The sequence below is a fragment of the Xanthovirga aplysinae genome (genome assembly GCF_009711365.1).
Lineage (GTDB): Bacteria > Bacteroidota > Bacteroidia > Cytophagales > Cyclobacteriaceae > Xanthovirga > Xanthovirga aplysinae.
In genome coordinates this window covers 1-11594 of record NZ_SMMB01001209.1, presented here as the reverse complement: position 1 = coordinate 11594, position 11594 = coordinate 1, and the positions used below count along the sequence as shown (strand labels likewise).

8 protein-coding genes are annotated in these 11594 nt (G+C 36.5%); 2 read left to right on the top strand and 6 right to left on the bottom strand.

Annotation, left to right across the window (positions count from 1 at the left end; genetic code table 11):
* Positions 1 to 397, top strand: a 397-nt coding sequence (locus tag E1171_RS23920; protein WP_222931530.1) for a hypothetical protein, incomplete at its 5' end; no start/stop codon positions are given.
* A 408-nt stretch (positions 398 to 805) separates the two neighbouring features.
* Here E1171_RS23920 and E1171_RS17020 read toward each other — a convergent pair.
* The gene (locus E1171_RS17020) at positions 806 to 1096 is read right to left on the bottom strand and encodes a hypothetical protein (protein WP_155207257.1); all 291 of its coding nucleotides are present in this window, start codon (positions 1094 to 1096) and stop codon (positions 806 to 808) included.
* 279 nt (positions 1097 to 1375) lie between these two features.
* On the opposite strand from E1171_RS17020, the gene E1171_RS17015 reads away from it, so the two are divergent.
* Positions 1376 to 1525 carry a hypothetical protein gene (locus tag E1171_RS17015; RefSeq protein WP_155207256.1) on the top strand — a complete coding sequence of 50 codons (150 nt, stop codon included), beginning with the start codon at positions 1376 to 1378 and terminating at the stop codon, positions 1523 to 1525.
* A gap of 3 nt (positions 1526 to 1528) precedes the next feature.
* On the opposite strand, the gene E1171_RS17010 is transcribed toward E1171_RS17015, so the two are convergent.
* The 5 genes from E1171_RS17010 to E1171_RS16990 form a co-directional block, all read right to left on the bottom strand.
* Positions 1529 to 2812: a KamA family radical SAM protein gene (locus tag E1171_RS17010; protein ID WP_155207255.1), complete on the bottom strand. Its 1284-nt coding sequence runs from the start codon at positions 2810 to 2812 to the stop codon at positions 1529 to 1531.
* Between the two features lie 27 nt (positions 2813 to 2839).
* The gene (locus E1171_RS17005; protein ID WP_155207254.1) at positions 2840 to 5044 is read right to left on the bottom strand and encodes a TOMM precursor leader peptide-binding protein; all 2205 of its coding nucleotides are present in this window, start codon (positions 5042 to 5044) and stop codon (positions 2840 to 2842) included.
* Between the two features lie 308 nt (positions 5045 to 5352).
* Positions 5353 to 6096 carry a hypothetical protein gene (locus tag E1171_RS17000; protein ID WP_155207253.1) on the bottom strand — a complete coding sequence of 248 codons (744 nt, stop codon included), beginning with the start codon at positions 6094 to 6096 and terminating at the stop codon, positions 5353 to 5355.
* A gap of 56 nt (positions 6097 to 6152) precedes the next feature.
* The gene (locus E1171_RS16995; protein ID WP_155207252.1) at positions 6153 to 10244 is read right to left on the bottom strand and encodes a TOMM system kinase/cyclase fusion protein; all 4092 of its coding nucleotides are present in this window, start codon (positions 10242 to 10244) and stop codon (positions 6153 to 6155) included.
* 94 nt (positions 10245 to 10338) lie between these two features.
* Positions 10339 to 11316 (bottom strand): FHA domain-containing protein, encoded by a 978-nt coding sequence (locus E1171_RS16990; RefSeq protein WP_155207251.1) that lies wholly within the window; start codon positions 11314 to 11316, stop codon positions 10339 to 10341.
* Positions 11317 to 11594 lie beyond the last annotated feature (278 nt).

The following is an 11594-nucleotide window of genomic DNA, read 5'->3' as shown; positions in this document are numbered from 1 at the left end:
AAATAAAGGTAAAAAGAAGCCAAATAAAAAAGATAAGGTTGTCGTCAAAAAGAAGGTGTATAAGCCTCATAAACATGGTCATGTTAAGTTAAAAAAGCAGGTGGTAAGACCAGGAAGGGGAAGGACAGTTTACCATGGTCATGGACATGAGAGAAATGTGGTGGTAAAGAGGAGGTTGCCTTCCCGACGGCCTGTAAGAGTAAGAAAACCTGCCCGCCCTGGAAGAAACTATTTTTGGGTAGATGGTTACTATGAATGGAATGCTCGAAGAGGAAGATATGTGTGGATTGATGGAGTGTGGGTAAAAAGGCGTCCAGGTTATAGGTATCGTCAAGGAAGTTGGATAAATGTTGAGGGAGGTATTACTTGGCGACCAGCCATTTGGATTAGGCTGTAGGATATTTTTCCTGCATTTTTTGCCGCAGGCTGGTATTTTTTAAACTTAAAAGGCCGTGATTTTCTATTTGTTTAGAAAGTCATGGCTTTTTTTTGAAACTAAATTGTAGAGAAGAGGATTCTTTCCTTTTGATGAAAAACAAGTCATGGTCTGGATTTTAGGAAGGAAGTTTTATTAAGGGGAATTAGCTTGAGGATGAAGGGTGTGGTTTTGAAAACCAGTTATTTATGTTTGATGGTGTCCTTAAGGTTACTTTAAGTTAGGATAGGAAGTGAAGAAAAAAAGCTGCGATTTTTTTCCATGTTTGGATTACCGCAGCATTTTTGTTTAGGTTGATTTTTCCTTCAAAAAGGAGGTGTAGGTTAAACTATGCTTGTGAGAGAAATTCAATTAAAATTATTTCATGGATCAATTGTACCTTACGGCTATAAAGTTAAATGCCATTAAGCCTGGTTTCACTCCTTGGGTTTTTGTAACCACCTGCAGGAGGTTTTCACCCGTGAATGCTGTCAAAAGAGGATCATCATTGTGGATGGGACCCTTTTGACACACCACTGAATAGTTTTCAATTTTTTTATTATTTGTTAGGTAGATACAAAAGGTAGTCCACCCATTTTTCACCGTTTGTACTTCAACATTAAAACCCTTTCCGTGAATTTCTTTGCCATCAGTACTCACACTTCCAGTAATAATATCCATCTTTAATCTCCTTTCAATTTAGTTTGATTTTAAGAGGTCAAGCCAACTAACTTTGGGGTTACCTCTAGAAATCCTTTTTTGCTTTCTAATCATTATTTCTTTCAGTGAAAGCAGGATCTGATTCTAACCTGAAGTTATTTTCAGGCTCCTCAATATCCTCAACTCTCTGTTTTTTTTGATATTACTAATCTATAGGAAATGTAGGAAAGAAAATATTTCATGATATTTCATCCCCTTCAATTTGGAGAATTTTCTTTTGTGAAGTGAGTTTCAAGTTTTATGAAAATTTGTTTTTCAAAGGGGGAGGAAAATATTAGGAAATGGAAATTTTGGTGCGGAGGAGGAGTAGATAATGTGGTGAGTTTATTTCCCGGTACAATAACCGATTCCTCTGTTAGAGGGAAGGATTATTATGCCGGGGGATATTAATGATTAGTAAGTCAACTCTTTTTCGTAGTCCTCACTAAATAAGGCTACCAGGTCACCTGGGTCTTTTGTGTTTTCATCATAAGGAATAAGTTTTAAACTTCCTTCTCCTTTGGTGTTAGGTGGTGCCTGAAGTGATTTTAAAACAAAAAACTTTTCGTTTTGAATGGTTATCACACCATCGATTAGGATGCGGTGATGGTCATTCATAAAAACGGGGCCTCGAACAGTACGTGCTAAACCAGTTGCTTGTTTTTGAGCAGTTTGAAAAATGTTTAGACCTTTTGCTAGGGGAATTCGAAAACAATTTTCCGAATTGTGTTCTGCTTCCACAAACATGTAGTAGGGTATTAGACCTAATTGGATTTGTTTGTTCCACAGGTTAATCCAGTCTTCTGCTGTATCGTTAATTCCCTTTACAATCGGCCCTTGGCATCTGATGATGGCTCCTGTAGCCTGAATGCGTTTGATAGCTTTTTGTACTATTTCATTTTCTAGTTCCTTAACATGAGTTACATGGGCGCAAATATTTAGGTGCTTTCCCTTTGAAATAATGTACTCGAATAGAGAAAGTAGTTCATCCGCATCTGAATCGGTGGTAAACCGATAAGGCCACCAACCCAATGATTTGGTACTGATACGAATAACTTTTACCGAATCAATGGCTAAAATAGGGTCGATATACTCCTTTATTTTATCAGCCTTTATTACTAGGGGGTCCGCTCCCGTAAAAAGTACATCTGTGATTTCTGGATGTGATCGAATATATTCTACAGGGGTATTAGGGTCCGAATAAGAATTGCTATTTTGAACTTCTGTATTTTTGAACATTATCCAGCGGAAACAATAGGAACAATAAGCGTGACAGGTTTTTACCATGGGATCAGGATAAAGGTTGATTATAGTCCCGAAATTTTGCCAAGCTCCCTGTAATTTAAGCCCGTTTAATTTTGGAATGCTTTTTTCGGGATACTTGAGTTTGGGACTCATCTTTTTTCGGATGGTTTCAATAAAAGGCCCAAGGCTTTCCATACTTATGCCTGCTTTATGCATGAGGGTTAATTGCTCGTAATCGGCCGGATTAAGCATTTCCTTGCGAGGAAAAATTAGACGATATATAGAATCTGTTTCCACATTTTTCCAGTCTATGAGTTTTTCTAAAACATAGTTGTTGGTTTTAAAGTGGAAAACTGTAGAAAGTATATCAAATGCTTCTTTTTCCTTAGGAGGTAGTCTGTTGTAATAATCGGTTTTTTTAAAGGAAAGATTATTGTATGATTTGAATTTCATTTTTTCTCTTAATTTAAAAATGAAGGTTTAAACAAAAATGCCAATTGGGTTTAATTCCTCTTCTTTTAACGGCTCATTTAGCCATCCCATTTTCACAGGTACATCGTATAATCTTCCCGGAGCAGTTCGTTTCCAAAAATGACGAAGCCCAGGTACCATTACCTTAACTACAGGCATTTCAATATCTGGTTGGGTTAGATCCAAAACAAGGGTTTCCATTTGGTTCCTTTTTGCTGCATTAACACAAAATTGTACACTATCATAAAGGTTGGGTTCGCAAAGCTTTGGATAATCTGTTGCTATATTTTTGACTTCATTTTCTAAAGGAAGCATAAAGTCATTTTCTTCAAGCGTGGCATGATTAAGCCAGTCAACAAAGACTGGGTCTTTTGTTAAAATGATTTCTCCGGTTACTATGGGAAGCAGTTGATTTAATTCTATTATCGACCTTTCAAGTGCAATATTCGCATCCAAATGTGCACCGAAACCATAAAGAATTTTATCTGGTTGTTTGGGTTCTAAGGAGTGGGATATGGCGACAAATACAGGAATTCCCATATCTGTGGTGATATCCAGAACGGTGAGACTCCGATTAATGGATCGATAATATTCAAGTATAGAGGTGATATAAGGATTATTTGCTTTTTTTAAATCAACCATCGGTCTTTTAATGCGATTGTACCACCATATGGCAACTGCATCCCTCTCCACTAACTCTAGAAAACCCTGTAAAATAGCCTCCTCTAAAGTGTTTCCTGCTGCAGATCCATTCGAATCAGGGTAGGCATAAAGCCTTAACTCGTCCCTGGCTGGATATTGAGCATAACAATAACAAGAGGGTAAATACTTGAAACTATTATTAGTTATAGAGTATATCGGGGTCCAGTCCATTTCTTCCTCTTCATCGAAGGGGATGGGGGTCATGGCATAGAACTTCGTATTCTTGGCATTAATTTCTTCTCTTTGTTCGTATTGCTTTTTGCTGAAATTCATGCATGAATTTGGATGGATACCCTCTTTTAATTCTGATAGAGAGGATTTTATTCGGTAATTCTGACCGTGGTACATCAGACTGTATCGTTCAATGGCCTCACAAAGTGCCCCAGTTTTGGCTTGGAGGGCAGTTTTGCCTTTTCCACCGTTTCCACTACGCATGTGCTGATTTAACCAAAATAGGGAGGTACTTTGCAATGCCAAATTACGTCCAGAAGAATAATTGTGAATAAGCGTTGTCCCATCTTTTTGATAAGCTTTCAGACTGGGGATTATCCCTGTTAAGTTGCTAACGTGGTGTTTATATTTTTCAAAAGTTGTTTCATGGGAATGTAGACGATATCCCCCCAATTTATTATTGATGGATGTGTCTTTTTTAAGGTGAATGGCTGTAGGCTTCTTTTTAATTATTTTTTCGTTTCCACAAACCTTGCATTGTGGTCTTTTCACTAAAGTGTGGAAAGTAGTTTTCATACTTTGGGTGGTCATCTGTAGAATTTTGCCTACCAATCGATGATCACTTTCCGAGTATAAGAATTTTATTATTTCCAATACCGCTATGTTAAGAGCAATATTTGTGGAGCTGGGATGGCCTATTGTCGGTCTACGAGGACCATCTTCCTTCTTTTTTAGAGATTGATAAAAGCTTTTTTCTGGTTGATTTAAATCTAACCTGTGTTTAAGACATTCCCAACAGCCAGTTTTTCCAGAGACAAAAAAAGGGCCAATTAATAATTCAGTCCCATGTGGTTTAACTAACAACCAGGGCTTTTTACTTTCCCTGAACTTTTTGTTGATTTGATTGAGCTCTTTGTGATTGTAATCGTCTGTTAAAACGATATGAAGGGAGGACTTTTGATCAATTTGTATTCCGCTTTCTTCACATGCGTTTAAAAATTCAGATGGATCTATTTCCCCAATAGATTGCAAAGAGATTTTTTTTTCATAAAAAATATTTTCGAGACGTTTGGTATTAAAGCCTAAAGTTTCCCAATAAGCATTTTGTGCATCTGAAAATGAAGTTTCTCCATCTGTGATGTAACCCTTCTTTTCCAATTCGTTAATGATTTGAAAAATAAGATGAGCCGGTATCCTATCCATCAGTTTTAGTAGGAGCTCATCAATAGTTAACTTATTATTGGCAATTTCTTCTAGAACAGTGGTATGAGAAGCATTGGAAAGCATCACACTTGTATTTTCGGATACGAGCAACACACTTTCCTTATTTATTCGTTCCAAGCGAAAGGAACTTCTTAATCTTGGTTTTTTAACAAGCACAATAGTTTTTTTGAAAATTGATAGAGCTTTTTTAATTATACAACTCTGTTTTATTTTTAAAAAAGACTAGGGAAAATCACGACTCATTTATGATAGCTGATCTAATAAAAATTGATACTTCAAGAAACCTACAGAAGAGTACTTATATAACATTTTCGTCGATTATCAAAATTGTAAGTTTACCCCATACCAATTCAGTCCTGATAATCCCTACTAGTCAATTTATTTAAATATTTAACTCGATTTCCTTTAGTTATATGGGCATTTTCTTAACAAATTGTAGTTAAAATAATAGCCTCTTTTTTGTCGCAGAAATTTACTTTTGTAAGTACATCAGCTCTTGGAGAGGCAAAGGGAAGTTCTATGACAATATGGAACTCTTCTAATTTTTCCTTTACTTCAACAGTAAGTTGATTGAACTCTGAGTTTTTTCCAAGGGAGCTTTTTTTATTATTACTGTTGTCATTTATTAATTCTTCGGGATAACTATATACTTCTGCTCCCCAGGCTCTTTCATCTATTGTAATTTCCCCATCTTCGGAGCGCATGTAAAGAGTTGGCCAGGTTAGATTGGGGTTAAGTACAATATGGGTTTTTTCAGGTATGTACATTTCGCAACCTTTCCACTCCACCCATGCAGAAGGGTCTAATTGTTCAAATCCTTTTTCCTCCTTGTCTTTTATTTCTCCTAAATTTTCTTTGTTAACGCCAATTTTTAAATGATCGTCTTTTAGAAATCTTATTCTACTTTTGCTTGAGCTGGTAAAAGCTTTATAAAAACCTTCATACATCCCCGTCATAGTTATTAGATGAGCATATTTTGTTGTGATCCGCAGGGTTTTGTATTTTGTTTCTATTTCTTTTACCTTCTTATTTTTAGCTTCAGGATCTTCCATATTCTCAATTCCTTGAATTTCTGTTCTTTCAAGTTTTTTTAGTCTGTTAACAAGATCATCATAGGAGTTAGAGAAATTTGATTGTGTAGGCCTTTTTTCTAGTATTTCAGTTTTCATGATTTAGAATTTTTGTGAATGAAAACTATTCTGTTATATAGTTCACATTCAATGGTTTAACATTTATTTAGTTTTTCTAATAACTTGTTGGCATTTAAATACAATTTGCTTTGAAAGCCTTCAGTTATTTTATTTAATACCGGACTTAACATCTTTTTAATATTTTCCTTTTTGTTTTCCTGTAATAGAATTTTACAGTAATCAAATGTGGCTTGTAATTCAAGCCATGATGTTTTTTGATTTTGAGCAATCATTATGGATTCAAGGAAGTATTTTTCCGATTCTTTCGACAAATGTTGACTTTGTTTATAGCAAGCTAAGCCTAGAAGGCGAAAAGAAATGGAAAAAGTACAATTTTCATTATGTTTTTTTCCCCGATTTATTGATGATAACATGAGTGATTTTGCTTCAGAAAAATCTCCCTTATTTAAATAAGTATCTGCCAATAAAAGCTCATACCAAGAGAGAGAAGTGTTTTGTTTAGCAATAAGAAATTTTTTTAAAATTTTCCTTGATTGAGTGGTACTATTATTAGACCAATCTTCTATTATGAAAAGTAGCCCTTCAATGAAATCATTTGGAATTTTACCCTCGTATATTTTGTATGCCTCTTTTAATAGTTTTTTGGTTTCTGCCTTTTTATTTAATAAGGCCGCTAAAAGAGACCCAAATACATAAGCAATTGAAATGATTGTTTTATTTTTTGTAAGTTTTGCATATTTAATTCCTTGTTCTGTATATAGCAATGCTGTTTCAGGGAAACCAAGTGAATAGGTTAAAAGAGATAAATTGCCCTTTGCATGAACATAGGGGTCAAACCCGTATTCAATATGGATATTATAATCTTTCTTTTTTTCGCAACAATTAAGAACTGTTTTTAACATTTTTTTTGCGAGTTGGAAATCTCCATCACTAATATATGCTTGGCCTAAAAAAGCCGAAACTACCATTTCTAACCTGTGGTTATTTTGGGTGCCCTTAATTTTTTTTAATATGCTTTCCCCTAATTCTCTGGCTTTTTTTCGCTTTGCCTGACTGTGATAATTGGAAAATAAAATCCATTCACTCTTTAATATTTGGTCCTCTATTTCGGGGCTTTTTTCCTCTTTTCCATGTTCTTGAATATAGTTAATTAATTCGTGGTTTCTGTGGACTAGCGTTTCCAGTTTTTCATTTCCCCAACCACTAGTCATGGTATACACAGGCAGCATACTTACGTTGAGTCTCAGCTCTGATTGGTTTCCTTCTAATTTATTTTCAATTTGTTTTATCCATTTTAGAATTAATTCATTTAGCTTTAAAGCTTCTTTATTGGCCGAATTTTCAATTTGCTTTTTAATTGCTTTTATCCCGTAGTCCGAGGCTTCTTTAAAGTCAAAAGCACCGGCTGAATGATAGGCCACCTCAAAAGGGTTTTCAGCTACTTGTTCTGCATACTCATTTTTGAGAATTGTGGTAATTCGGGCATGGGTTTCTTTTTTTATAGAACTAACCATCCCTCCATAAGCAGCATCCCTAATGAGAGCATGACGAAAGATATAACTTTCTCCATTCACCCGTCTTTGGCGATAAATTAGGTCCGCATTCATGAGTAGGTCCAAGTCTGCCTGTACCATGGCTTCGTCTCGTAGTGAAGCTTTCAAAAGGAGTTCGTAGCTGAATTCCCTTCCAATGGTGGCAGCTACTTGGGCGGTTTCCTTGGCCAAACCCAATCTGTTTAATCGGGCGTTTAGTAAATCTTTGAGGGTAACTGGAACCGATTTTTCATCCAAATTATCTACTAATTGATACTTTTCATTTTTAAAGATCAAATAATTTTGATCGAGCAACATATGAGTAAGTTCCTCAATAAATAGAGGTATTCCATCTGTCCTTTGGGCAATATATTGAAGGGCCGCTTCTTCAATGGGTTTTTGATCCAGTACCCCTTCCACTAATGCTTTGGTAAAGGATTTCTTTAAGTTGTTTAGCTTAAGGATGTTTAATGTATGTCCTTCCCAATTAGGTTCAAACTCTGGTCTTGCGGTTAAAAGTAAAAGATAATTTTCTTTATTAATTGATTGTAATAAACGGTCCAGAAACTCTAGGCTGGTTGGATCTATCCAATGTAAATCTTCCACAATCAACAGAAATGATTTGCCCACCCCAAAATGTAGGATGCATTTTTCCAGGGTTTCGAAAAGGATCTTTTTTTGTTCTTCCGGAGAAGCCTGGGAGGGTTGATAGGAATCGTTTAAAGGAATGGAAAGCCAGGAGCAGAGAATTGTCAATGATGTTTTTATTTCGCAATGCACTCCTTCCAGGGCTTTTTCCAGTTTAGGAATAATGGCTGAGGATTTATGCGTATCTTGTATTCCCAGATGTTTTTTCAATAGCTCAAAAAAAGGATATAAGGCATTGTTTTGGTGTTCAGGGAGACACCGACATTCCGCTACAAGGTATCCTTTATCCCTGAGGCATTTTTTGCCTTCATAAATCAATTTGGATTTTCCAATTCCTGCCTGTCCCTGAATGAGAGCTGCCTGGCCTTTGCCTCCTTTTACTCCCGTCCAGAAATCTAACAGTTTTTGGAGTTCCTTTTCCCGACCAATCATTTTCCGGTTGGCACTCCAAGGATTTAAAAATGAAAGGGCCTCGGTCTGGCGTTCACCGGTCAGTAGGTATGATTGTACAGCCGCATTAGGGTAGTGATACTTTTCTGCTTTTTCAAATTTCAAATAAGGATTTAATAATTTTTTTGTGGTTTCCCCCACTAGTACAGTACCTGGTTTAGCGTTGTACAAGAGGTTGAAAGCCAAATTGGGTACCATGCCCACCGGCGTATTGTGATGTCTTGTTAAAATCGTACCAGAGTTCATGCCCATTCGAATATCCAATTGGATGCCCTGCTGGTCAAAAAGTAGTGCGCTTCGTTTTTGGACCTGGCTCACGAGTTCAAGGGCAGTCCTTCCTGCTCGCCGGGCATCATTATCACTGATCTGGGGATAACCGAAATAGATCATCACATTGTCGGCCAGGGACCCGGCAATATGTCCTCCAAAACGAATGGCGGTATCTATGCATAAATTCATTTGATCTTTTTGGATGGTATCCAATATCTCTAAATCCAGCAAAGACTTGTTAGGGATTAATAGACTTAGTTTGACGCAAAGCACTGTAATTTGCCGTCTTTCACTTTTTGCACTATTCCAAGCCAACTGATTGGCTTGTGTAAGGGCTTCTTCTAGTTTTACGGTAAGTTTTTGTGGATTGATTTCTCCCACCAAGGTGCTGAAATTAATCCCTGTGTACTCTTCAAAAAGCGTAGGCGCATTTGCAATACGTAGACGAGGGTTTTTTTCCAGTACTCGGCGAAGTAAATCCGCCAAGGGATGGCCTGCAATGGAGGGAGGAAAAGGAACATTGGCAGCACTTAGCTGTTGTTGGAACACTTCAGCAATAGAATCTCCCCTCATAACAGTTTCCCCACTTAAACACTCCAGAAGGATTAAGCCCCAGGCATAAAGGTCAGATTTTATCGTAGGGGGTTCACCTCTCAATTGTTCCGGCGCACTGTAGGCAGGAGTGCCTACCACCTCCTGAGTTAGGGTTAAGCTTTTATAATCCAGATTTCGAAAATGATGGGTAAATGCGCCTATCCCAAAATCCAGTATTTTAACATGTGATTTGGAGCCTGTTTGGGTTACCATGATATTATGGGGCTTCAGGTCTCTATGCACAATACCCTTGGTATGGGCGCAAGCCAAGGCATCCAATACCTGGCCCATTAATTCCTTGGTATCATTGGCGGATAAACTTCCTTTTTGAATGATGAGATCTTTGAGTGTTTCTCCTGAGACATATTCAAATACCGCAAAGGGTTCCCCATTTTTAGTAAAACCTTTATCGAGAAGTCTAACGATATGAGGGTGATTAATTTCTGCACAAAGACGGGTTTCCCTTTCAAAGCGTGCAATCTGGTGATTTTTCTTTTGGGGATCTAAGGAGTCTTGGAACTTTAGGGTTTTTAGGGCCACGGTTTGCCCTGTACTCAATTGTTTGGCCTTGTACACTAGGCCATAGCCTCCCTCTCCGATTTTTTGGAGAGAAACATAATTGTCCAGAGTTAGTACTGGTTCAAGTGTCTGATCAATTAATTGTTTCCCCATAATTATTAATATTGCCCTTCCCGTATCCAGTCTTTTATAAAAAATCTTTCCCCTAATGAATAGTGAATACGGATATATCCCGATATTATCCTACTTAATTGTAAAAGCTTAAATTTTTTATTTCAGGCAACAAATTCCCCTTTGGTTGCCCTTCCTTTGATATCTCAAAATTGCGATAAGCAAAGCGGATCTCTCCATTTCTTCTTTCAATGACATCAGTAAATTGATGTCCAAATGGATTTATTTCTATTAATTGTTTTCTCAGCCGATGAATTTGTAAATTCAAATAATAGGCATCTATTTCTTTAACAAGTTCTTTCCCGAGTTTATGGGTTAATTCATCGGTGCTCATCCATCCTTGTTCTGGAGTATCGTACCCATGATTTAGATCCACCAACCTTTTTCTGGCCAATAGCAATAATATAAAGTGGTGGATACGCTCTCCTAGGTTTAACTCCAAATCATTAATGTTAATGATAATCTTTACCTTTTCCTCATCAGCACTTAAGTAAAAGTGAAATTTGGCTTCCTTGGTTGCCTCTCCATAGTCCAAGGTGTCCTCCAGTATTTCATTTTGAATAAATTGCCATGTTGTATTTAAAAATTCATAAGTGTTCCCATGTTCTAATTCCATTAGGGTGTCATTAATTTCTGCCTTCCATTCTTTTTCTATTCCTTGATAAATGGACACTATAGGCTTTTCTTCATTGGGAAGTAAGTGACAGGAAGTTAGTTCAATGATACTTTTTTCTCCCTCCATACTTTTAAGATAGGATGTGGGGACTTGTAAATTTAGCAGAGTCCATTGGGTAGATTTGTCCTCCCCAAATTGAATTTGAGCCCCTTTCAAGAGTTTTATGGAAGTATGTCTAATATATTCCCCATTGATTAGGGTGCCATTTCTGCTATGGTCTTGCAAATACCAGTTTCCGTCTTTCCAACAGATGGTAGCGTGCGATTTAGAAACATCACTTTCCAAAATGCAAGTATGGTTGTGTTTGCTCCTGCCAAACACATGCTGCGAATTTAAAAGTGTGATTTCCCCTGTGAGATTATTTTTAATACTTGCCATTAATTGTCAGTTTAAACAATTTTGTTTTGGTCCAATTTCTATAGATAAATAATGTTTTGTCTTATTAGTAATTCAATAGTTCATTGGCTCGCTATTTAATGTTATTAAAATTAAAGTTCGTTGATTTTTTTGATATTTTGTAGTGATATGTTTTATAATTATAAAATATTTTTGTGGAAATTTTTAATAATATTTTGATATATTTTATCTTCAATTGATTTGATGTTTCAAATAATTAATTATAGAATATTAGCGAAATTTTAACCTATTTGCAAAGA

Excerpts from the sequence above, each read along its gene's own strand:
- E1171_RS17020 (WP_155207257.1), bottom strand. The coding sequence starts at position 1,096 with ATGGATATTATTACTGGAAGTGTGAGTACTGATGGCAAAGAAATTCAC.
- E1171_RS17015 (WP_155207256.1), top strand. The coding sequence starts at position 1,376 with ATGAAAATTTGTTTTTCAAAGGGGGAGGAAAATATTAGGAAATGGAAA.
- E1171_RS17010 (WP_155207255.1), bottom strand. The coding sequence starts at position 2,812 with ATGAAATTCAAATCATACAATAATCTTTCCTTTAAAAAAACCGATTAT.
- E1171_RS17000 (WP_155207253.1), bottom strand. The coding sequence starts at position 6,096 with ATGAAAACTGAAATACTAGAAAAAAGGCCTACACAATCAAATTTCTCT.
- E1171_RS16995 (WP_155207252.1), bottom strand. The coding sequence starts at position 10,244 with ATGGGGAAACAATTAATTGATCAGACACTTGAACCAGTACTAACTCTG.
- E1171_RS16990 (WP_155207251.1), bottom strand. The coding sequence starts at position 11,316 with ATGGCAAGTATTAAAAATAATCTCACAGGGGAAATCACACTTTTAAAT.